Annotated in this window: 6 protein-coding genes; all 6 read right to left on the bottom strand. The window is 72.5% G+C overall.

Annotation, left to right across the window (positions count from 1 at the left end; all coding sequences use genetic code 11):
* Window positions 1-85: 85 nt before the first annotated feature.
* The 6 genes from ACWDD9_RS40335 to ACWDD9_RS40310 all read right to left on the bottom strand — a co-directional run bounded on the left by ACWDD9_RS40335 (window position 86) and on the right by ACWDD9_RS40310 (window position 24,573).
* Complete coding sequence (locus ACWDD9_RS40335) at window positions 86-1,807, bottom strand: acyl-CoA dehydrogenase (protein ID WP_449814368.1); 1,722 nt, start codon at window positions 1,805-1,807, stop codon at window positions 86-88.
* Window positions 1,804-3,549, bottom strand: a complete 1,746-nt coding sequence (locus ACWDD9_RS40330) for an acyl-CoA dehydrogenase family protein (RefSeq protein WP_449814367.1) — start codon at window positions 3,547-3,549, stop codon at window positions 1,804-1,806. The genes ACWDD9_RS40335 and ACWDD9_RS40330 overlap by 4 nt, the downstream gene beginning before the upstream one ends.
* The gene (locus ACWDD9_RS40325; RefSeq protein ID WP_449814366.1) at window positions 3,546-5,351 is read right to left on the bottom strand and encodes a fatty acyl-AMP ligase; all 1,806 of its coding nucleotides are present in this window, start codon (window positions 5,349-5,351) and stop codon (window positions 3,546-3,548) included. The genes ACWDD9_RS40330 and ACWDD9_RS40325 overlap by 4 nt, the downstream gene beginning before the upstream one ends.
* Window positions 5,352-5,372: 21 nt before the next feature.
* Window positions 5,373-6,167, bottom strand: a complete 795-nt coding sequence (locus tag ACWDD9_RS40320) for a thioesterase II family protein (RefSeq protein ID WP_449814365.1) — start codon at window positions 6,165-6,167, stop codon at window positions 5,373-5,375.
* Window positions 6,168-6,247: 80 nt separating this feature from the next.
* Window positions 6,248-7,612 (bottom strand): MFS transporter, encoded by a 1,365-nt coding sequence (locus ACWDD9_RS40315; protein WP_449814364.1) that lies wholly within the window; start codon window positions 7,610-7,612, stop codon window positions 6,248-6,250.
* Complete coding sequence (locus tag ACWDD9_RS40310; protein ID WP_449814363.1) at window positions 7,609-24,573, bottom strand: amino acid adenylation domain-containing protein; 16,965 nt, start codon at window positions 24,571-24,573, stop codon at window positions 7,609-7,611. Before ACWDD9_RS40310 ends, ACWDD9_RS40315 begins: the two co-directional genes overlap by 4 nt.
* Between the last annotated feature and the right edge of the window lie 15 nt (window positions 24,574-24,588).

Below are 24,588 nucleotides of genomic sequence, written 5' to 3'. Positions count from 1 at the left end.
TCCCTTCTGGGATGAAAAAGCCGATATGCGCGGAGGGTCCGCGCGTGGACGTGGAGCGGCCGGTGGCGTCCGGCCGGTGCTCGGGTCAGGCCAGTCGGCGGCCTGTGAGGTCGAAGCCGCGGCGGGTCTCGTGGCGGCGGGCGAGCTCGGCGAAGACGGGCTCCGGTACGCCGTCCGTCTCCGGTCCGCAGCCGAGCCGGCCGGCCAGCCGGCCCAGCGCGGCGGCGAGCCAGGCCGTGTCGCGCAGGAACGGGTTCGGGTTGTCCGCGTTGTGGCGCCACACGCCGAGGCAGGCGGCGGCCGCGAGCAGCACCGCGTAGCGCTCGGCCAGCACGAAGGTGCCCGCACTGGCCACCGGGGTGCGGTCCCGGGGGGCCAGTTCGCCGAACCGCTCCTTCAGCCGGCGCAGCTCTCCCACCAGCGAGGCGCACAGCGGGCCGAGCACCCGGTCCCCGGCCAGCTCGGCGGCCACCTGCGGCAGTGCCGCCATCAGCGGGTCCTCACGACCCGCCATGACGCTCAGCCGTTCCGCGTCCAGCTCCGGCAGGGCCCGGTCCATGGTGAACAGCTCGGCCGGCGCGCCGTCGTCGCTCAGCCAGCCGCCGCGTGCCATCCGCGGCAGCTGGGGGATCATCGTCGCCTGGCAGACCGTTCCGCCGGCGTGGACGAGCGAGGCCACCGGGAGGTCGCGCAGGTGCTTCTGGAAGACGCCGTGCTCGCCCTCGCGCAGGAAGGAGCGCGCGCCCAGCACGACGGCCATGGCGTCGACCGCCTCGCGCATCAGCGTCGGCACCAGGTACTTCACGGCCGCCGCGTAGACGCTGGTCTGGCCGGGGAGCACGTGCAGGGCGCGGCAGACCGTGGTGGCGAGGCTGTCGGCGACGAGCAGGTCGAGCCACGCGCCGGCCAGCAGGGAGCGGGCGTGCGGCAGTTCGGAGACGGCCCGCCCGTACAGGCGCCGCTGGACCGCGAAGTCCATCACCGTCCGCAGCTGCTGGTCGACCGTGCCGACCGCGGCCGCGGGCAGCACCGCCCGGGTGACCTGGAAGGCCCGCAGGATGGTCTCCATGGCCTCCCCGAACCCGCCGGCGACCGCGGTCACGGGCACCGGGCAGTCCTGGAACTCCAGGCCGCCGAGGTACAGGGCGCGCACCCCGCTGGTCCGGTAGCGCGGCAGGAAGCGCAGCCGGTCGCGCGGGACGCTCGCCATGTCGACCAGCACCATGGAGTGGCTGCGGCTGCCGGCCTCCTCCCGGGTGCGGGCCAGCAGGGTGACGGCCTCGGCCCTGGCGAGGTTGTTGATGATCTCCTTGCGGCCGTTGAGGACGAGCGAGTCGCGCTCCACCCGGGCACTGAAGGCGGTGCGGGAGACGTCGTTGCCGGTGGACATGTCGGTGTACCCGGCGGCGACCCGGCCGTTGCGCAGCAGCACGTCCGCCAGCCAGCGGCGCTGCTTGTCACTGCCCGAGGACCAGACGTTCACGGAGCCGACCAGGTTGCTCGCGCCGTGGCCGAGCGCCAGCGCGACGTCGCGCCGGAACAGCGGGCGCAGCACCCTGGCCAGGTGGTCGGCCTGCCCGAGCCGGCCGCCGAGCGCCGCCGGGACGAACTCCGCGCCGAGGCCGTAGGCGTCCAGCACCCGCTCGCCCGCGGACAGCAGGTCGCCGCGCTCGTCCGCGTTCAGGAGGGCGGCGAAGCCCAGCGGGTTGCCGGGGTCGGTGGGGTCGCCCAACCGCGATTCCAGTGCGGCCGGGGTGCCGAGGTCGGTGAAGGGCGACGCGGGGGGTGCCGCGGGTGCCGTGGTCATGAGCGGCCTTTCACGAGCGGGTGGGTCAGCAGGGACGGCAGGTCGCCCCGGCCCTGCTGCTCGATCAGGACCGGCACCAGGCGCTCCAGGACGTCGCCGTCGGTGTCCGGCCGGCCGGGGAGCAGCTGGTCCAGCAGCCTGACCAGCACGGCCTCCAGCCACAGGCCGTCCTGCCAGAGCGGGTGGCCGGCGCCGGCCGTCGCGTGGTTGCGCAGCCACAGCCGGATCGCCGCCGAGGCGGCGAAGCAGCGGGCGTACCGCTCGGCCAGGGAGAAGGCGGCCACCGGGACGTCGGTCGCCACCGGGCGGTGGGCCGCGATGGAGGCGGCGACCTCGTCGGCCACGGCGGCGATCGCCTCCGCGTTGCGGGCCAGCGAGGCGGGGACCACGCCCTGGCGGGCCAGTTCGGCCAGCTCCGCCACGCCGTCGGAGAGGGATTGCACGATGCTGCCGCCGGGGCGGGGCAGCAGGGAGAGCCGATCGCGGTCGAAGTCCGGCAGCTCGGCGGTCAGGGTGGCCGCCGTCTCGACGCCGGCCCGGTCCACCTCGCCGCGGCGGGCCTGGCGGGCCAGCTGCGGGAACTGGTTGACCAGCGAGTGGAGGTTCACCACGGTGTTGCCGTCGAAGATGGACACGATGCGGTGGTCGCGCTGCACCTTCTGGAAGCGCCCGTGTTCGAAGGTGTCGCCCACCAGCAGGGAGCGGGCGCCCAGCACCGTCGACAGGCGGGAGACGACCTGGTCGACGAGGGTGGGGACGAAGTACTTGGTGACGGCCGAGACCACCGCCAGCTCCCCGGTGAGGGCGTGGATGGCCCGTCCGGCCACCAGGGTGGTCGCCTCGGCGAGGAGCACGTCGGCGTACGACGCGGCGATCAGGTGCCTGGTCTGCGGCAGGTCGATCAGGCGGCTGCCGTAGGCGTGGCGCTCCAGGGCGTACCCGGTGGCGAGTCCGAGCGCCTGGTCCGCCGCCCCGAGCGACAGGGCGGCGCACAGGGTGCGGGTCAGCTGGAGGCTCTTCAGGACGATCTCCGCGCCCCCGCCTTCGGCGCCGATCAGGGCGGCGGCCGGTACGGGGGCGTCGGTGAACGCGACGCCGCTGATGTCGGCGCTGCGGATGCCGTGCAGCTTCACCGCCGGCAGCGGCCGGTAGGTGCCGCCGGGGAGGCTCTGCTTGTCGACCATGAGCAGGCTGTAGGCGCGGGCGCCGCCCTGCTCGCCGGTGCGGGCCAGGACGCAGATCCGCCGGCCCCGGTTGGCGTTGTTGATCAGCCACTTCTCGCCGGTGAGGCGGTAGCCGCCGTCCGGTTCCCGGTGGGCGGCCACCTCCCCGGCGAGCAGGTCGCTGCCGTGGTTGCGCTCCGTCAGGCCCCAGGACACGACGGTGCCGTCGGCCACCAGCCGGCCGAGCTCGCGGGCCTGCTCCTCGCTGCCGCCGACCCAGACGGACACCGCGCCCAGGAAGGTCTTGCCGTGCGCGATGGCCACCGTCAGGTCGCGCCGGGCGACGGCGCGCATGAGCTGGAGCACCTCGTCGTAGCGGTGCAGCGAGCCGCCGTACCGCGCGGGGACGTAGTGGCCGGGCAGGCCCAGGAAGTCCAACTCGCGGCAGATCTCGACCGGGAACTCCTCGCGGTCGTCGAGTGCGCCGCAACGGGCGTAGGAGAAGAGCCGGCCCGCGTCGTCCGGGTCGCCCAGGGCGCGGTCGAAGTCCAGGACGGCGGGGTACGGGGTGGAGGTCACGGCGTCTCCCCCGTGCCCCCGGTCGCGGCGGCCGCCGTCTCGGGCGTGCGGTAGCGCTTCCTGGTCGCGGTGTTGAGGTCCTCGTACAGCGGCTCCAGGGCGCCGGTCATGAACTTCTCGCGCATCAGCCGCCGCTGGATCTTGCCGCTGGTCGTGCGGTGCACCTGGCCGGGGCGCAGGAACACCACGTTCGACACCTTCACGCCGGCCGCCTCGGCGAGCTCGCCGCGCACGCGGCGCGCCAGTTCGGGCAGCTCGACCGGGTTGGCCGGGTTGGGCCGGTACTCCTGGATGACGACGATCTCCTCGCCGTCGGCGGGGACCGAGCAGACGCTGGCGACCAGGCCCTGGAACGAGGCGTGCACGGTCTGCAGTTCGCGCTCCAGGTCGTGCGGGTAGAGGTTGCGGCCGTTGATGACCAGCACCTCCTTGGTGCGGCCGGTGACGTACAGCTCGCCGTCGTGGATGATCCCGATGTCCCCGGTGCGCAGGAAGCCCCGCTCGCCCTCGGCGGTCATCGCGCGGAAGGTGCGCTCGGTCTCCTCCGGGTTGTTCCAGTACCCGGCCGTGACGCTCCGGCCCCGGACCCAGATCTCGCCGGCGCGGCCGTCCGGCAGCGTGGTCCTGGTCTCCGGGTCGACGATCCGCACGTCGAGCCCGTGGATCTGGCCGCTGCTCACCAGCTTGGGGGCCTCCAGGTCACCGGGGAGCGGGCGCAGCACCTTGTGGGCGAGCGCGTCGCCGTCCACGGAGGTGATCGCCGGGCGGCGGCCGGGCGGCGTGCCGGTGACCAGCAGCGTGGTCTCGGCCATGCCGTAGCAGGGGTTGAAGACGTCGAGGCTGAAGCCGGCCGGGGCGAACTTCTCGGCGAAGCGGTGCAGCGTCGCGGCGCTGATGGGCTCCGAGCCGTTGCCCGCGTTGCGCAGGTGGGACAGGTCCAGGGTGGCGACCTGCTGGTCGGTGATCCGGCGCACGCACAGGTCGTAGGCGAAGTTGGGCGCGACGGTGGTGTGGATCCTCTTGCGGGAGACCAGGTCCAGCCAGAGGTAGGGACGGCGCAGGAAGTCCATCGGCGCCATCAGGTAGGTCGTGGTGCCGAGGTAGAGCGGCTCCAGCACCTTGCCCATGAGCCCCATGTCGTGGTGCTGCGGCAGCCAGCTGGCGACCAGGCAGCCGGAGTCCAGGCCGAAGGCCCGCTCGATCAGCTGCAGGTTGTGGAAGAGCGACCCGTGGGTGACCATGACGCCCTTGGGGGTGCTGGTCGAGCCGGAGGTGTACTGGAGGATGACCAGGGTGTCCGGGCCGAGCTGCGGCACCCGCCATCCGGGCGCCTCGGCGAGTTCCAGGGTGTCGGTGACGACGGCGTCGACCCCGGTGAGGCCGGAGTCCGCCACGAAGGCGCTGACGACGCCGGCGTTCGGCGTGTCGGTGAGGATCAGCCGGACGTCGGTGTCGCGCACGATGCCGACCGAGCGGGCGTCATGGCCCCGCTGGCTGCCCGGGACCGGCGCCGGCACGGCGACCACGCCCGCGTACATGCAGCCCATCAGGACCTTCACGAACTCCAGGCCGGTGCCGTAGAGCAGCATCACCCGCTCGCCGACCGTGCAGCGTCCGGCCAGCCACGAGGCGATCCTGCGCGCCTCCCGGTCGAGTTCGGCGTAGGTCAGCGTCTTCTCGACGGGCTCCCCGTCGACGACCCGGACGAAGGCCACGGCGGTCTTGTCGGGGATCGTGCGGCTGTGTGCTTCCAGTCGGCTCACCAGGTGCTCGTGCATGGCGCCGCTCTTCCTTTCGGTCATGGGATCTGTGGCTCCGGGTGATCAGGTACGGCTGAGACCGGCGAGGGCCTGCCTGAGCCGGAGGTCGCTGCGGAGGTGGCCGGTGATGTGGCCGAGGAGCTCCTGCTCGTGCGCCTCCAGGTAGAAGTGGCCGCCGGGGAAGACCCGGAACTCGAACGCGGACGCCGTGGTCTGCGACCAGGCGCGGGCCTTGTCGACCTCGCAGTCCTCGTCGCTGTCGCCGACGTACGCCACGAGCGGGCAGCCGGTCCGGGTGCCGGACGCCGGGTGGTAGGCGTCCAGCAGCCGGTAGTCGGCCCGGATGCTCGGCAGGACCAGCTCCAGCAGCGCCACGTCCTCGATCTCGCCCATCGAGCCGCTGCCCAGCTGCCGGAGCTCGCGGACGAAGGCCTCGTCGTCGTCGGCCCGGCCGGGGGGCGTGGCCAGGTGCGGTGCCTCGGCGCCGGAGACGAACAGCCGCACCGGCTGGACCCCGTGCCGTTCCTGGAGCCGCAGGGCGACCTCGTGGGCGACGTAGGCGCCCATGCTGTGCCCGAAGAACGCGATCGGCGTGTCGAGCAGCGGGACGAGGGCGGCCACGATGTCATCGGCCAGTTCGGGCAGCGAGGCCGCGAACGGATCGGCGAACCGGTCCTGCCGGCCGGGGTAGCAGGTGGCCAGCACCTCGACATCGTCGGGAACGGCCCGTGCCCAGGTCCGGTAGGACGTCGGCGCCCCGCCTGCGTGCGGGAAGCACACCAGGCGCAGGGCCGGGGAGGGCGTCGCCCGGTAGCTGCGGAACCAGTCCGCCGCCGCGCCGGTCATCGAACCTGTCATCGGGGTCCTTCCTTGGAATCGTGCGCGGAGGCGTCACAACTGCTGGCACTCCGCCAGCGTCCACACGCTCTCCCGGAGCCCTATATCCCGCCCATACCGGCGGATCCGGCCGCCGCGGGCGGCTCCTGCGTCCCGCCGCCGGGCGCCGCGGAGGCGGGCGCCGGGCCGTCGGGCGCCGCGGCGGCGCGGTGCTCGGCGCGCACCGCCGGGCTGAACGCCACCACGGCGGTCAGCGCCAGCACCGCGACGCCGAGGACGAAGCCGGTCGCGGACGGGCCCGCCCGGTCGACCAGCCAGCCGCCGGCCAGGGCGCCCAGCGAGTTCGCCCCCGAGGACAGGAAGCTCGACGCCCCGTTCACCCGCCCCTGCAGGGCCTCGGGGGTGACCTGCATCTGGTAGACGTTCCCGGTGACGTTGAACAGGCTGGCCACGAAGGTGATGCCGGCCAGCGAGGCGGCGATCAGCGCGGGCGAGCCGGAACACGCCGAGACCGGGATGAACACCGTCCACACCGCGAAGCCGGCCACCGCCGTCCGGTACAGGTCCGACCGGCGCGACCACCAGCCCGCGCTGAGCGCCCCGAGGATGCCGCCCAGCCCGCCCGCGCCGAGCACCAGGCCCACCACAGCCGGTGGGTGACCACCGTTGTGGATCCGCACCAGCACCGCCAGCAGGAGCACCTGGAAGACCAGGTTGCTGCCCGCGAACACACAGGTCATCACCCGCAGGAACCGCTGCCGCCACAGCCAGCGGACCCCTTCCCCGACCGCGGCGCGCAGCGACGTGCCGCCCGGGGGGACCGCCCGGTCGGCCTGCGCCGGGCCGAGGGCCCGCCGCAGGGTCACCAACAGGACGGCGGCGACCAGGCCCACGGCCGCGTTGGCCGCGAACGGGAGCCAGCGGGCCACCGTGAACAGCAGGCTGCTGCCGGGCTGGGCGAGCAGGCCGATGGCGGCCCCGCGCGCCTCGTTCTGGGCCAGCGCGGCCGACAGCTGCCCGGGCTCGACCACGGTCCGCACCGCCGCCCGCTCCGACAGCTGGTAGAGGATCGTCATCGCGGACTGCAGGAACGCGCCCAGCATGAGCTGCGGCAGCCAGAACCGGCCGCACAGCTCGGTCACGGCGATGCTCGCGACCACCGTCACGCAGACGATGTCGCAGCCCACCATCAGCCTGCGCCGGTTCCAGCGGTCGACCAGCGCGCCGGCCGGCAGCTGGACGAACAGGTTGGGCAGCGCGGCGGCGAACGTGACCAGCCCGGTCGTACTCGCCGATCCCGTGTGCCACAGCGCCAGCAGCGGGTAGGCGACCATCGTCACCGAGGTGCCGAAGCGCGAGATCCCCGCGCTCACCCAGAGCCGGATGAAGTCGGCGTTGCGCCGCAGGGGCACCGGCCCGGGCAGGGCCCGGGCCGGGGCCGACGGCGTCGCCGTGGGAACGGTCACCGGTGCTGCCCCGCGACCGCCGCGCGCGCCCGTTCCTGCTGCACGGCCTCGTCGATGGCCTTCTGCCACAGTCCCGCGACCCTGGTCCGCGCGGACCAGGTGGCGACGATCATGTGCTTCACCAGCTCACGCCCGCTCACCGCGTTGGTCAGCAGGACCGAGCCGACGCCCGAGTGCACCCGCAGCCCGGTCATCGCCTGGTAGCCGTAGGCCTGGCCGCCGTGGCCGAACTCCACGTCCCCACTGGTGGTGTCGACGATGGTGCTCCAGCCGTAGTTGCGGTCCGACTGCGGCGACAGCATCTGCCGCACCAGCTGCTGGTCGACCAGGCCGCCCGAGTACCCCAGGTAGCCGCGCCGGATCTCGACGGCGAACTTGGCCAGGTCCTCGGCGGTGCTCCACATCCCGGCCGCGGCCGGCTCCGGCTGGACGATGTAGCCGCCCCGTACCTGGGTGCCCACCACGTCGTGTCCCCGGGCGAAGGGCCGCCCGGAGGCGTGCGGGAACATCGGGTCGAAACTGCTGCCCGTCATGCCCAGCGGTGTGAACACCAGACGCTTCACCAGGTCGGGGAAGGCCTCACCGGTGAGGTCGGACATCACCTGCTGGAGCACCGAGTAGTGCACCGAGTTCTGTCGGAACACCTGGCCGGGCACGTCCTGGCGGCGCACCGGCGGTGTCTTGGCCGGCGCCCGCCCGTACAGCATGTCGAGCACCGTCGGCTGCTCGTCGTCGTCCGGGTAGTGGCCCTCGTTCACCGCCGGGTGCGGGGCGAACCCGGCCAGGTTCGCCATCAGCAGCCTCGCCGTGACCGGCTCCTGGAACTCCCCGGGGACCTGCCAGGACGTCAGGTAGCGGTTGACGTCCCGGTCGAGGTCCAGCAGGCCCTGCGAGACCAGCCCCAGCGCCGCGTACGTCGTCACGTGCTTGCTGATCGACCCCACCGCGAACAGGGTGTCCGGGGTGACCGGCTCGCTCTGCCCTGCGCCGAGGACGCCGTAGCTGCGGACCGCCGTCACCTGACCGTCGTGGATCAGGGCGAGGCTGGCGCCCGGGATGGCGTGGTCGGCCATCACCTCCTCGGCCCGCAGGTCCGCGAGCACCGACTCGGCCGCACTGCCGCGGCTCGACCGGCGCACCGGGCGGCGGCCCGACGCGGCGTCCGTGCCGTCGTCCTCGCCGAGCAGCACCCTCAGCTCCGCCATCTGCTCGTCGACCAGCCGGCGGACGGTCGCCGCCTCGTGGACGTCCGTGCTGTGGACCCACTCGACGTACAGCCGGCCCTCGTACACGTACGCGTCGATCTCCAGCAGGTGCGCCCGCGGGGCCTCGGGGGCGGCCGTGGCCACGACCCGCTCCGCGAGGTAGACCAGCGGCGGCGTCCCGTTCAGGGAGCGGGCCGTCGGCCTGCCGGCGGCGGACCGCGGCGCCGTGAAGGAGAACCGCACCTCCGGTGCCGGGAGGGCCGCCAGCTCCTCGGCCACCTCCGGGTCCGGCGCCAGGTGACGCAGCAGTCCGTATCCCTGCACCGGGTCGGGCAGGGTGCGCATCTGCCGGGCGACCGACTTCAGCGAGGACTGCGCGTCCCGGCCGAGCGGCAGTCGCAGGGTCACGGGGTAGCCGTGGTCCAGCGGGCCGACCGTCCGCGACGGGTCGCCGGCCGTGTCAGCCGTCGCGCCACCACGGGCGTCACCGGCGATCTCGACGGCGATCCGGTCGGCCTGCGCCCAGCGCGCGAGCGTACGGCCCACCGCCGTCAGCACCAGGTGCTCCGGGTTCGCGTCGGCCAGCAGGGACGCGGTCAGCTCGGACGGCAGGGTCGCCGTGACCGTGTTGGCCGTGGTGTGGGTGGTCTCCACCCGGGCACGGTCCACCGGGAGCGTGGCCCCCTTCGGCCGGTCCAGCCACAGCTCGGCCTGGTCCAGCAGCTCGTCGGAGTGCGCCTGCTTCAGCTGCTGCTCCGCCCACCAGTGCAGCGGGGACGCCACCGGCGGCAGCGTCGCCGGAAGGCCCTCGTTGAGCTGCCGGTACGCGGTGTTCAGGTCCTCGACGAGGACCGTCCAGGACGCCCGGTCGACCGCCAGCTCGTGGACGGTCAGCCAGATCTGGTCGGCCGCTCCGCTCTCCGCGCCGAAGCGGATCAGCGTCGCGTCCACCAGCGAACCGCCCCGCGTGTCCAGGCGCGCCCGGCCCTCGACGACCGCCCGCTCGATCCGCGCCGACCGCTCGGCGGCCGGCACCTCGCCGAGGTCCACGACATGGACCAGGGCCTCGGTGTTCGGCTCCGCCAGGTGGGCGCGGCCGTCGGCGGCCTCGTCGAACCGCAGACGCAGCGCCTGGTGGTGCTGCACCACGGCCCGCAGCGCTTCTTCGAGGACGTCCGCGTCGGCCTGCCCGTTCACCGGCAGCTGCACCGTGCGTCCGCCGGTGGCCTGCGCGCCGAGCAGCCGGTGCTGCTCCGCGAGCAGCGCGATCCCGTCCTGCTCCGGCGTCCGACCGCCGTCACCCTGCGCCAGGGCGGCGAGTTCACGCAGGTTCTTGGCCTGCATGACCATCCAGACCGCCAGCGGGAGACCCGCCTCCCGGCCCGCGGACAGCATCCGCAGAGCCCGGATGGAGTCGCCGCCGAGCTCGAAGAAGCTGTCCTCGACGCCGATGCGGTCGATGCCGAGGACATCGGACCAGATGGCCGCCAGCTGCTCCTCCACCATGGTGCGCGGGGCGACGTAGGCCGCCCGGGAGAGCGCGGTGGTGGCGGAGGCCGGGAGGGCCTTGTGGTCGACCTTGCCGCTGTTGGTCAGCGGGATGGCCGCCAGCTCCATGAAAGCGGCCGGGACCATGTACTCGGGCAGCGAGCGGGCCAGGAACTCCCGCAGCGCGACCGTGTCCAGGCCGGAACCGTCGGCACTGACGACATAGGCGACCAGGGACTTGTCCCCGTGCGCGTCCTCCTGGGCGGCCACGACGGCGTCGCGGACGGAGGTGTGCTCGCGCAGGGCGCTCTCGATCTCGCCGAGCTCGATGCGGTAGCCGCGGACCTTCACCTGGCCGTCGGCGCGGCCCAGGCACTCCAGCGTGCCGTCGGCAAGGACGCGGGCCAGGTCACCGGTCGCGTACAGGCGGGAGCCGGCCGGCCCGAAGGGGTTCGGGACGAACTTCTCCGCCGTCAGGTCCGGGCGGCCCAGGTAACCGCGGGCCAGACCGTCACCGCCGATGAACAGCTCGCCGGTCACACCCTGCGGTACCAACTCCAGAGCGCCGTCCAGGACGAAGAGCTGGGTGTTGGCCAGCGGGCCGCCGATCGAGACCCGCTCCACCTCCGCCGGGACCTCGCCCCGCGCGGACCAGATCGTCGTCTCGGTCGGACCGTAGACGTTCACCAGGCGACCGACCTTCGGCAGCAGCTCCCGCGCCACACCCACGGTCAGCGCCTCACCACCGACCAGCGCGGTCACCGACACATCGTCGAAGCCCGCCGCGAGCAGCAGACGCCAGCCCGACGGGGTCGCCTGGACATGGGTGACCTCGTTGCGGGCCACCAGCTCCACCAGCGCCGTCGCGTCCTTGGCCTGCTCGGCCGAGGCCAGGACGATGCTCCCGCCGGTGATCAGCGGCAGGTGCAGCTCCAGACCCGAGATGTCGAACGACACCGACGTCGAGGCCAGCCACGTGCCCGCATTGTCGCCCGTGACGTCGTCACAGATCGAACCCAGCAGGTTCACCAGCGCACCGTGGCCGATCATCACACCCTTGGGGCGACCGGTGGATCCGGAGGTGTAGAGCACGTAGGCGAGGTCGTCCGAGGCGGGAACGATGCCGTCCCAGCTCTCCTCGGATCCGCCGTCCAGCTCCAGCCAGGGGCCGGTGTACTCACCGAGCCGGTCCGTCGGGTCGGCGTCGGTCAGGACGAGCGCGGCACCCGAGTCGGTGAGCATGTAGCCCACCCGCTCGGCCGGAAGCGACGGATCGACCGGAACATACGCAGCCCCCGCCTTCCACACACCCAGCATCGCCGCCACAACACCCGGACCACGGTCGAGATACAGACCGACCACCGATCCGGACCCGACCCCGCGCCCACGCAGCCGACCCGCGATCCGCGAAGACGCGGCATCGAGTTCGCCATACGAAACCCGCTCCTCACCGAACACCACCGCGACCGCATCCGGCGCAGCCGCCGCACGAGCCCGGAACAACTCCAGAGCCGAACCCGCACCCCACTCCACCGACGAACCACCACGCACCAGCGCGGCCCGCTCCGCCTCCGCCAGCACCACACCCGACGCGTCACCGTCCGGATCCGCCGCCATCGCCTCCAGCACCAGCCGGTACATCCCCGCAAGACGCCCCAGCGCCTCACGGCCGACGACGTCCGACGTCGTGTTGAGCATGATCCGCCGGCCGATCGCCGCGACGTTGAGCGCGAACTCGTTGCCGCCGACGTTCAGGTTGCCGGCCATGTCGACCGTCTCGGTGTCGACCTGGTGGAAGTCGAGGTACTCGAAGAGCACCGCGATGAGCCGGCCACTCTGCCCCGAGTCCCGCTGAACGGCGGGCAGCGGGTACCGGCGGTGGGCCCAGGTCTCCGCTTCCTGCGCGAAGACCCGCTCCACCAGCTCACGCCAGGTGCCCGACGGGCGGGTGGCGGGGAACGGCAGCGTGTTCAGGTGCATGCCCAGCACCCGCTCCGCACCCGGCGCCTCCAGACGCCCGTGGTAGACCACACCCGCGTGGATGGCCTCCTCCGCACTGAGCATGCCCAGCACCTTCAGGTGCGCCGCCAGCAGCACGCTCTTCAGCGAGGTCCTGGCACGGGCGGCGAGGGTGCGCAGGCCCTCCTCCAGGTCGCCGAAGGCGACGTCGGTCCCCAGCGGCTCGCGGGCCCCGGCGGTCGCCGGGTCGGCCCAGGAGTCGGGCAGCTGCGCAGGAGCGTGGTTGTCCACGATCCCCTGCCAGAAGGCGCGGTCCTCCTCGGAGGCCAGCGACTCCAGCTCGGCCGCGACGAAGTCGGCGAACCGGACGGCCGGCGCCTCGTAGGCGGGCAGCTCACGGCCGTCGCGCAGGTGCTGGTAGGACGCCAGCAGCTCCATGAGCAGCGAGTGGTAGCTCCAGCCCTCGGCGATGGCGTGGTTGTAGGTGAAGGTCAGTCGCCAGGCCTCGTCCGACTCCAGGTGGATCGCGATCCGCAGCAGCGGAGCGGTCCCGAGGTCGAACGCGGCAGCGTGCTCCTTCACCGAGAAGGCCCGCAGCGCCTTGATCTGCTGAGTGGAGTCGAGACCCCGCAGGTCGTGCAGCGCCACCGGCACCTGGGTGTCGGCGTGCACCAGCTGCATCGGCTGCGAGTAGCCGCTCAGGTGCATCGAGGTGCGCAGGGCCTCGTGGCGGCCGGCCACGACGGCGGCGGCCTCCGTGAAGGCGGCGGCGTCGAAGGACTCGGCGTCCGGGATGCGGAAGGAGCTGATGTTCAGGTAGGCGGACTCGCCGCGCTCCTGAGCGGCCACCATCTCGACGAGCATGCCGGTCTGGATCTGCGACAGCGGGTAGGCGTCCACGACGCCCACCGGCAGCAGGGCCCGGTCCTCGGCGCCGATCAGCGCGAACGGCTCCACGGCGGTGACCAGGGACCCACCGACCTCCTTGCCGGAGATGTACGTGCCCAGTTCCGCGATCGTCCCGTGCTGGTAGACCGACCGGACATCCACGTCGTAGCCGGTGGCGCGCAGGGCGCCGACCAGGCGGACGACGCGGATGGAGTCGCCACCGAGCTCGAAGAAGCTGTCCTCGACACCGACCCGGGCGACGCCCAGGACGTCCGACCAGACCGCCACGAGCCGCTCCTCCAGCGGGGTGCGCGGGGCGACGATCTCGGCGGTGGCGAACGCGCTCTGGTCGACGGCCGGGAGGGCCTTGTGGTCGACCTTGCCGCTGTTGGTCAGCGGGATGGCCGCCAGCTCCATGAAAGCGGCCGGGACCATGTACTCGGGCAGCGAGCGGGACAGGAACTCCCGCAGCGCGACCGTGTCCAGGCCGGAACCGTCGGCACTGACGACATAGGCGACCAGGGACTTGTCCCCGTGCGCGTCCTCCTGGGCCGTCACGACGGCGTCACGGACCCAGGCGTGCTCGCGCAGGGCGCTCTCGATCTCGCCCAGCTCGATGCGGTAACCGCGGACCTTCACCTGGCCGTCGGCACGACCCAGGCACTCCAGCGTGCCGTCGGCAAGGACGCGGGCCAGGTCACCGGTCGCGTACAGGCGTGAACCTGCGGGGCCGAAGGGGTTCGGGACGAACTTCTCCGCCGTCAGGTCCGGGCGGCCCAGGTAACCGCGGGCCAGACCGTCACCACCGATGAACAGCTCGCCGGTCACACCCTGCGGTACCAACTCCAGAGCGCCGTCCAGGACGAAGAGCTGAGTATTGGCCAGCGGGCCGCCGATCGAGACCCGCTCCACCTCCGCCGGGACCTCGCCCCGCGCGGACCAGATCGTCGTCTCGGTCGGACCGTAGACGTTCACCAGGCGACCGACCTTCGGCAGCAGCTCCCGCGCCACACCCACGGTCAGCGCCTCACCACCCACCAGCGCGGTCACCGACACATCGTCGAAACCCGCCGCCAGCAGCAGACGCCAACCCGACGGAGTCGCCTGGACATGCGTGACCTCGTTACGGGCCACCAGCTCCACCAGCGCCGCGGCATCCTTCGCCTGCTCTGCCGAGGCCAGCACGATCTTCCCGCCGGTGATCAGCGGCAGGTGCAGCTCCAGACCCGAGATGTCGAACGACACCGACGTCGAAGCCAGCCACGTGCCCGGAGCACCCGGAGTCACGTCGTCACAGATCGAACCCAGCAGGTTCACCAGCGCACCGTGGCCGATCATCACACCCTTCGGGCGACCGGTGGATCCGGAGGTGTAGAGCACGTACGCCAGTTCCTCGGCGGCCGGGGTGACGCCCTCCCAGCTCTCCTCCGAACCGCCGTCCAGCTCCAGCCAGGGGCCGGTGTACTCACCGAGCCGGCCGGCCGGCTCGGCGTCGGTCAGGACGAGCGCGGCACCCGAGTCGGTGAGCATGTAGCCCACCCGCTCGGCCGGAAGCGACGGGTCCACCGGAAGGTAGGCGGCACCCGCCTTCCACACACCCAGCATCGCCGCCAGGACACCGGGGCCGCGGTCCAGGTACAGGCCCACCACCGAACCGGCGCCGACCCCCTGCCCACGCAGCCGGCCCGCGATCCGCGACGACCACGCATCCAGCTCGCCATACGAAACCCGCTCCTCACCGAACACCACCGCGACCGCATCCGGCGCAGCCGCCGCACGAGCCCGGAACAACTCCAGAGCCGAACCCGCATCCCACTCCACCGACGAACCACCACGCACCAGCGCGGCCCGCTCCGCCTCCGCCAGCACCACACCCGACGCGTCACCGTCCGGATCCGCCGCCATCGCCTCCAGCACCAGCCGGTACATCCCCGCAAGACGCCCCAGCGCCTCACGACTCAGGAACTCACCGCTGGTCGCCATGTTGAGGTGGCCGTTGTTGGGGACCACGTTGAGCGCGAACTCGTTGAAGCCGTCGTTGAAGCCGGCGTCGGTGTCGACCGTCTCGCCGTCCACGTGGTGGAAGTCGAGGTACTCGAACATCACCGTGAGCAGGCGCTCACGGGTGCCGCTGTCGCGCTGGACGGCGGGCAGCGGGTAGCGGCGGTGGGCCCAGATCTCCGCCTCTTGCGCGAAGACCCGCTCCACCAGCTCACGCCACGTCCCGGACGCGCGGGTGGCGGGGAACGGCAGCGTGTTCAGGTGCATGCCCAACACCCGCTCGGCGCCCGGCGCCTCCAGACGCCCGTGGTAGACCACACCGGTGTGGAAGGCCTGGTCCGAGGTGACCGAGCCCAGCACCTTCAGGTGCGCCGCCAGCAGCACGCTCTTCAGCGAGGTGCCGGCACGGGCGGCGAGGGTGCGCAGGCCCTCCTCCAGGTCGTGGAAGGGGACGCGCAGACCGTGCCGGTCCTGCGGGTCGCGCTCCGGTGCGGCCCACGGCTCCGGCAGCCGCAGCGGCACGTGCTCCGCCACCACGTCCTGCCAGAAGGCGCGGTCCTCCTCGGAGGCCAGCGACTCCAGCTCCGCCGCGACGAAGTCCGCGAACCGGACGGCCGGCGCCTCGTAGGCGGGCAGCTCACGGCCGTCGCGCAGGTGCTGGTAGCACTCCACCAGCTCCATCATCAGGGCGTTGTAGCTCCAGCCCTCGGAGACGGCGTGGTGGTAGGTGAAGTTGAGCCGCCACGAGCTGTCCGACTCGACCAGGACGGACATCCGCAGCAGCGGTGCGGCCGTCAGGTCGAAGACCACGGCGCGTTCCTGTGTGAGGTAGGCGGCCTTGCGGCGCTCCTGCTCCTCGATGTCCAGGCCGCGCAGGTCCCACAGCGTCACGGGGTAGTCCGCCGTGGCGTGCACCAGCTGGAGCGGCAGCGCGTAGCCGCTCAGGTGCATCGAGGTGCGCAGGATGTCGTGCCGCTGGACGACGACGTCCACCGCCTGCTGGAAGACCGGCAGCGAGAACGGCTGGTCGTCGCGGATCCGGAAGGAGTTGAGGTTGTGGTAGACCGCCCGGTCCGCCGGGCCGGCGGCCATCGTCTCGACGAGCATGCCGGTCTGGATCTGCGACAGCGGGTAGGCGTCCACGACGCCCTCGGGCAGCGCGGCCCGGTCCTCGTCGCCGATCAGCGCGAACGGCTCCACGGCCTTGACGAGGGACTCGCCGCCCTGGCCGGTGAGGCCGGCCGCCATCGCGGCGATCGTCCGTGACTCGAACACGTCGCGGATCGAGACGTCGTACCCGGCGGTGCGCAGTGCACCGACCAGGCGGACCGCACGGATGGAGTCGCCGCCGAGGTCGAAGAAGCTGTCCTCGACACCGACCCGGGCGACGCCCAGGACGTCCGACCAGATCACCGCGAGCCGCTCCTCCACCGGGGTGCGCGGCGCCACATGCTCGACCGTGGCGAAGGACGCCTGGTCGGGCGCGGGCAGCGCGCGGTGGTCGAGCTTGCCGTTGCTGGTGAGCGGGATGGCGTCGATGGCGACGAACGCCGTCGGCACCATGTAGGCGGGCAGGTCGGCGGCGAGGTGCTCGCGGAGCTGCGCGGCAGCCGGTGCGGCGCCCTGCTGCGGCACGTAGTAGCCGACGAGCTGCTTGGCGCCCTGAGCCCCCTCGATGACGGTCACCACCGCGGCGCGGACGGCCGGGTGCCGGCGCAGCGCGGTCTCGATCTCGCCGAGCTCGATGCGGTAGCCGCGGATCTTCACCTGGGTGTCGACGCGGCCGAGGAAGTCCAGCGAGCCGTCCGGCAGTCGCCGGGCCAGGTCGCCGGTGCGGTAGAGGCGCGAGCCCGCCGGACCGAAGGGGTTCGGGACGAACTTCTCCGCCGTCATCTCCGGCCGGTCGAGGTAGCCGAGGGCCAGCGCGGGGCCACCGACGTGGATCTCGCCGGGCACCCCGACCGGCACCAACTGGCCGTCGGCGTCGAGCAGGTGGACGGAGAGATCGCGCAGCGGACGCCCGATGTTGCTGCGGCTCGGCCGCCGGAGGTCCTCGGCGCCGATCCGGTGGTAGGCGCAGTGCATGGTCGTCTCGGTCGGCCCGTACAGGTTGACCAGGGCGGGCCGGTCGAGGCCCATCCGGTCCACCCACGGCTGGAGTTCGGAGGTCTCCAGCTTCTCGCCGCCGAAGCCGACGAGCCGCAGGTCGAGCCGGTCGATGCGCGGGTCACCGTCGCCGGCCAGGGCCGCGAGGGCCCGGAATCCGGTCGGGGTCTGGAGCATCACGGTGACCTGCTCGGCGACCAGGAGGTCGAGCAGCTCGCCGGGCGAGCGGTTGACGTCGGTCGGGACGACGACGACCCGGCCACCGTGCAGCAGGGCTCCCCACATCTCCCACACCGACACGTCGAAGGCGTACGAGTGCGCCTGGGTGAAGACGTCGTCGGCACCGAAGGCGAACTGCTCGCGTGTCGCGCTGTACAGGCGCAGGACGTTGGCGTGGGTGAGGCTGACGCCCTTGGGCTTTCCGGTGGAGCCGGAGGTGTAGATGACGTAGATCAGGTTGTCCGGGGTGATGGTGGTCGCCGGCGCGGTGGCCGGGCGGGCCGTGATCTGCTCACGGCTGTCGCCGTCCAGCAGCACGATCCGGCCGTCGAACGAGTCGGTCACCCGCTCCGCCAGGTCGGCGGTGCTCACCAGGATGCGGGCACCCGCGTCCTGGAGGATGTAGGACAGGCGCTCGTCCGGGTTCACCGGGTCCAGCGGCAGGTAGGCCGCACCGGACTTCATGACACCCAGCAGGGTCGGGACCAGGTCCAGACCGCGCTCCAGGCACACGCCCACGAGCCGGTCCGGGCCCGCACCCAGGCCCTGCAGGTGGTGCGCGAGCCGGTTGGCCCACGCATCCACCTCGGCGTAGGTCAGCGACTCGGCGCCGAAGGTGATCGCGACGGCGTCCGGGGTACGGGCCGCCTGCTCCGCGAACACCTCGTGCAGGCAACCGTCGACCGGCACCTCCACCGTGGCGTTCCACTCACCCAGCAGCAGCCCCCGCTCCGCCTCCGGCAGCAGGACCACCGAAGCGTCCCCCTCCGGGTCGGCCGCCATCGCCTCCAGCACCAGCCGGTACATCGCACCGAAGCGCTCCAGGGCCGCACGGCCGACGACGGCCGTGGAGGTCCCGATGTTGAGGTGGCCGCCGGCGGCGATCACGCTGAGGAGGAACTCGTTGCCGCCCGCGTCGAGGTTGGACGCGGTGTCCACGGTGCCGGTGTCGACCTGGTGGAAGTCCTGGTAGTCGAAGACCATCGAGATCAGGCGCTCGCCGGTGCCGCTGTCGCGCTGGATGGCGGGCAGCGGGTAACGGCGGCGGGCCCAGATCTCCGACTCGCGGGCGTAGACCCGCTCGACCAGCTCACGCCAGGTCCCCGAGGCGCGCAGCGCCGGGAACGGCAGGGTGTTCAGGTGCATGCCCAGCACCCGCTCGGCGCCGGGGGCCTCCAGACGCCCGTGGTAGACCACACCGGTGTGGAAGGCGTCCTCGGTGCCGACCATGCCCAGCACCTTCAGGTGCGCGGCCAGCAGCACGGTCTTCAGCGAGGCCTTGGCGTCGTTCGCCAGGCGGTGCAGCTTCTCCTCGAGGTCGTGGAAGGGCACCCGCGCGCCGAGGTTCTCGGCCACCAGGTCGGCGTCGTCGGCCCAGGTGGCCGGCAGCTCGGCTGCGGCGTGGCCGGCGACGACGTCCCGCCAGTAGGCGCGGTCCTGCTCGGAGGCCAGCGACTCCAGCTCGGCCGCGATGAAGTCCGCGTACCGGACCGACGGCGCCTCGTACCCGGGCAGCTCACGGCCGTCGCGCAGGTACTGGTAGCACTCCATCAGCTCCATGAGGAGGCTGTTGACGCTCCAGCCCTCGGTGACGGCGTGGCAGTGGCTGAGGGTGAACCGCCAGGCCTCGTCCGACTCCAGGTGGACGGCGAGCCGCATCAGCGGCGCGGCCGACAGCTCGAAGCCGGACGCCAGGTCCTGCTCCGCGAAGACCCGGGCACGCTCCTCGCGCTGCTGCTCGTCCAGGCCGCGCCAGTCGTGCACGGTCACCGGCAGCTGCGCGGTGGCGTGCACCAGCTGGAGCGGCTGGGAGTAGCCGCTGAGAGCCACGGAGGTGCGCAGCAGTTCGTGCCGCTGCGACAGCACGGCCACGGCTTCGCGCAGCGCCTCCGGGGAGAAGGCCTGCTCGTCCGGGATCCGGAAGGAGTTGATGTTGTGGTAGGCCGACTCGCCGCGCTCCTGGGCGGCCAGCATCTCGACCAGCATGCCTGTCTGCACCTGCGACAGCGGGTAGGCGTCCACGACGCCCTCGGGCAGCGCGGCCCGGTCCCCGTCACCGATCAGCGCGAACGGCTCCACGGCGGTGACCAGCGACCCGTCGGTGGCCTGGCCGGTGAGGCCGGCCGCCAGCACGGCGATCGTCCGCGCCTGGAACACGTCGCGGATCGACACCTCGAACCCGGCGGTGCGCAGCGCGCCGACCAGCCGGACCGCACGGATCGAGTCGCCGCCGAGGTCGAAGAAGCTGTCCTCGACACCGACCTTCTCCAGGCCCAGCACCTCACCCCACACCTCGGCGAAGCGCTCCTCCACCGGAGTACGCGGCGCCACGTGCCGCGAGGCCGCGAACGCCGAGCGGCCCGGCGCGGGCAGCGCGCGGTGGTCGACCTTCCCGTTGGCGTTCACCGGGATGAAGCCGAGGGCGACGAAGGCCGACGGGATCATGTAGTCGGGCAGGATGCCGCCCAGGTGCCCGCGCAGCAGGCCGGCGTCGACGGCCGTGCCGCCGTCGGCGACGACGTAGGCGACGAGGGACTTCTCCCCCGCGGAGTTCTCGTGGACGGTCACCACGGCACTCTTGACGCCGGAATGCTTGTGCAGCGCGCTCTCGATCTCGCCGAGCTCGATGCGGTAGCCGCGCACCTTCACCTGGGTGTCGACACGGCCGAGCGTCTCCAGGGTGCCGTCGGCCAGCCGGCGGGCCAGGTCGCCACTGCGGTACAGGCGCGAACCGGCCGGACCGAACGGGTCCGGAATGAACTGCTCGGCGGTCAGCTCGGGGCGGTCCAGGTAGCCGCGGGCCACGCCGGGGCCGCCGATGCACATCTCGCCGACCACGCCCACGGGCACCAACTGGCCGTCGGCGTCGAGCAGGTGGATCCGGACGTCGTGGAACTTGTGCCCGAGGAGACTGCGGGACGGGTGGTCGAAGTCCTCCGTCACGAGCCGGTGCGCGGTGGCGATCACCGTGGTCTCGGTCGGGCCGTAGACGTTGAGCAGCACCGGGTGGTCGAGGCCCATCCGGTCCGCCCACGGCTGGAGCTGGGGGACCTCGACACGCTCGCCGCCGACGGCGATCAGCCGCAGGGCGAGCCGGTCGATGCGCGGGTCGCCGGTGGCCGCCATGGCGGCCACCGCGCCGAACGCGGAGGGGACGTAGGACAGGAAGGTGACCTGCTCGGCGACCAGCAGGTCGACGAAGTCCTCCGGCGAGCGGGTGGTCTCGTTGGACACGACCACCAGACGGCCGCCGTTCAGCAGGACGGCCCACATCTCCCAGGTGGAGAAGTCGAAGGCGTACGAGTGCGAGAGCACGCCGACGTCGCTGCCGGTGAACCCGAAGTCGTCCTGGATCGCCGGGAAGAGCCGCAGGACGTTGGCGTGGCTCGCCATGACGCCCTTGGGCTTTCCGGTGGAGCCGGAGGTGTAGATGACGTAGATCAGGTTGTCCGGGGTGACCGCGGTGGCCGGCGCGGTGGCCGGGCGGGTCGCGATCTGCTCACGGCTGTCGCCGTCCAGCAGCACGATCCGGCCGTCGAACGAGTCGGTCACCCGCTCCGCCAGGTCGGCGGTGCTCACCAGGATGCGGGCACCCGCGTCCTGGAGGATGTAGGACAGGCGCTCGTCCGGGTTCACCGGGTCCAGCGGCAGGTAGGCCGCACCCGACTTCATCACACCCAGCAGCGTCGGGACCAGGTCCAGACCGCGCTCCAGGCACACGCCCACGAGCCGGTCCGGGCCCGCGCCCAGGCCCTGCAGGTGGTGCGCGAGCCGGTTGGCCCACGCGTCCACCTCGGCGTAGGTCAGCGACTCACCCGCGAAGGTGATCGCGACGGCGTCCGGGGTACGGGCCGCCTGCTCCGCGAACACCTCGTGCAGGCAACCGTCGACCGGCACCTCCACCGTGGCGTTCCACTCACCCAGCAGCAAAGCCCGCTCCGCCTCCGGCAGCAGGACCACCGACGCGTCCCCCTCCGGGTCGGCCGCCATCGCCTCCAGCACCAGCCGGTACATCGCACCGAAGCGATCCAGGGCCGCACGGCCGACGACGGCCGTGGAGGTCCCGATGTTGATACGCCCGCCCGAGGCCACGACGCTGAGTGCGAACTCGTTGGTCGCGGACGTCAGGTTGGCGTCGACGTCGACGGTGTCGGTGTCGACCTGGTGGAAGTCCTGGTGCTCGAAGAGCATCGTGATCAGGCGCTCGCCGGTGCCGCTGTCGCGCTGGACGGCGGGCAGCGGGTAGCGGCGGTGGGCCCAGATCTCCGCTTCCTGGGCGTAGACCTGCTCCACCAGCTGGCGCCAGGTGCCGGACGGACGGGTAGCCGGGAACGGCAGGGTGTTCAGGTGCATGCCCAGCACCCGCTCGGCGCCCGGCGCCTCCAGACGGCCGTGGTAGACCACACCGGTGTGGAAGGCCTCCTCCGAGGTCAGCGAGCCCAGCACCTTCAGGTGCGCGGCCAGCAGCACGCTCTTCAGCGAGGTCCGGGCCCGGGTCGCCAGTCGGCGCAGGTCCTCCTCCAGGTCCTGGTACCGGACGTACACCCGGTGGACGTCCTCGGCGCTGCCCTGGTCGTCGGCCCAGGTCTCGGGGAGCCGGGCCGGGGCGTGGCCGGCGACGACGTCCCGCCAGAAGGCGCGGTCCTGCTCGGAGGCCAGCGACTCCAGCTCGGCCGCGATGAAGTCCGCGTACCGGACCGACGGCGCCTCGTAGGCGGGCAGCTCACGGCCGTCGCGCAGGTGCTGGTAGGACGCCAGCAGCTCCATGAGCAGCGAGTGGTAGCTCCAGCCCTCGGTGACGGCGTGGTTGTGGCTGAGGGTCAGCCGCCAGGCCTCGTCCGACTCCAGGTGCACCGCGACGCGCATCAGCGGCCCCACGGCCAGGTCGAAGCCCTCGGCCCGGTCCCGCTCGGCGAACGCGCGGCCGCGCTCCTCGCGCTGCTGCTCGTCCAGGCCGCGCCAGTCGTGCACGGTCACCGGCAGCTGCGCGGTGGCGTGCACCAGCTGCAGCGGCTGGGAGTAGCCGCTCAGGTGCATCGAGGTGCGCAGGATGTCGTGCCGCTCGACGACGGCCTCGACGGCCCGGAGCATCGCGGGCTCGTCGAACGGGCGCTCGTCGGGAATCCGGAAGGAGGTGAGGTTGTGGTAGGTGCCCAGGCCGTCGGCCCGGAGCATCTCGACCAGGATGCCGGTCTGCACCTGCGACAGCGGGTAGGCGTCCACGACGCCCTCGGGCAGCGTGGCCCGGTCCTCTTCGCCGATCAGCGCGAACGGCTCCACGGCCTTGACGAGGGACTCGCCGCCCTGGCCGGTGAGGCCGGCCGCCATCGCGGCGATGGTGCGCGACTGGAACACGTCGCGGATCGAGACGTCGTACCCGACGGTGCGCAGCGCGCCGACCAGCCGGACGGCACGGATGGAGTCGCCGCCGAGGTCGAAGAAGCTGTCCTCGACACCGACCCGGGCGACGCCCAGGACGTCCGACCAGATCGCCGCGAGCCGCTCCTCCACCGGGGTGCGCGGCGCCACGTGCTCGACCGTGGCGAAGGACGCCTGGTCGGGCGCGGGCAGCGCGCGGTGGTCGAGCTTGCCGTTGGGGGTCAGCGGGATCTCCGCCAGCGGCACGTAGGCGGCCGGGACCATGTAGTCCGGCAGCGAGGTGCGCAGGTGGGCCCGCAGGTCGCTCAGGTCGGCACCCTGCTCCGTCAGGATCAGGTAGGCAACCAGGGACTTCTCGCCGAGGGCGGTGGTGTGGACGGTGACCGCGGCGTCCCGCACCAGCGGGTGCCGGCGCAGGGTCGCCTCGATCTCGCCGAGCTCGATGCGGTAGCCGCGGATCTTCACCTGGCCGTCGATGCGGCCGAGTGACTGCAGGGTGCCGTCGGCCAGTCGGCGGGCCAGGTCGCCACTGCGGTACAGGCGCGAGCCGGCCGGGCCGAACGGGTCGGGGGTGAACCGCTCGGCGGTCAGCTCGGGGCGGTCCAGGTAGCCGCGGGCGACGGCGGGCCCGCCGACGAAGATCTCACCGGGGACGCCGACCGGGACGAGCTGCCCCGCCGCGTCCAGGACGTGGATGGTCATGTCGGCGAGCGGGGTGCCGATCGGGCTGTCCGCCGGGTGCGCCAGGTCGGCGTCGCCGACCCGGTGGTAGGTGGAGTGCACCGTGGTCTCGGTGATGCCGTACATGTTGATCAGCGCGGGGCGGTCCGTCCCGACGCGGCGCGTCCAGGGCAGCACCTCCAGGAGGTCGAGCCGCTCGCCGCCGAACACGATGGCGCGCAGGTTGAGCCGGTCGATGCGCGGGTCGCCGTCGGCGGCCATGGCCACCAGCGAGCGGAACGCGGTCGGGGTCTGGCACAGGATGGTGGCCCCGGTCCCGACCAGCAGGTCCACGAACTCCTCCGGCGAACGGATCACCGAGGAAGGGACGACGACGACGCGGCCGCCGTGCAGCAGCGCACCGTAGATCTCCCACACCGAGAAGTCGAAGGCGTAGGAGTGCGAGTGCGTGAAGACGTCGTCGGCACCGAAGCCGAACTGCTCACGGGTGGCGCCGAACAGGCGCAGGACGTTGGCGTGGCTGAGGGCGACGCCCTTGGGCTTTCCGGTGGAGCCGGAGGTGTAGATGACGTAGATCAGGTTGTCCGGGGTGACCGCGGTGACCGGCGCGACGGCCGGAAGCCCGGCGATCAGCGCCTGCTCCGCCTCGTCGTCCAGCACCACGACCCGGCCCTCGAACGAACCCGTCAGCCGGCCGGCCAGCGAGGACTCGGTCACCAGGATCCGGGCACCCGCGTCCTGAAGGATGTAGGACAGGCGCTCGTCCGGGTTCACCGGGTCCAGCGGCAGGTAGGCCGCACCCGACTTCATCACACCCAGCAGCGTCGGAACCAGGTCCAGACCGCGCTCCAGCGAGACACCCACGAGGTCGTCCGGGCCGGCACCCAGCGCGACCAGGCGCTGCGCCAGCCTGTTGGCCCGCTCGTCCACCTCGGCATACGTCAGCGACTCGGCACCGAAGACCACCGCGACCGCGTCCGGAGTACGGACCGCCTGCTCCGCGAACACCTCGTGCAGGCAACCGTCGACCGGCACCTCCACCGTGGCGTT

The sequence above is a fragment of the Kitasatospora sp. NPDC001119 genome (genome assembly GCF_053598475.1).
The sequence above is the reverse complement of the archived record's forward strand: the minus strand, read 5'-3'. Positions and strand labels throughout refer to the sequence as shown.

Excerpts from the sequence above, each read along its gene's own strand:
- ACWDD9_RS40320 (WP_449814365.1), bottom strand. The coding sequence starts at position 6,167 with ATGACAGGTTCGATGACCGGCGCGGCGGCGGACTGGTTCCGCAGCTAC.
- ACWDD9_RS40325 (WP_449814366.1), bottom strand. The coding sequence starts at position 5,351 with ATGACCGAAAGGAAGAGCGGCGCCATGCACGAGCACCTGGTGAGCCGA.
- ACWDD9_RS40335 (WP_449814368.1), bottom strand. The coding sequence starts at position 1,807 with ATGACCACGGCACCCGCGGCACCCCCCGCGTCGCCCTTCACCGACCTC.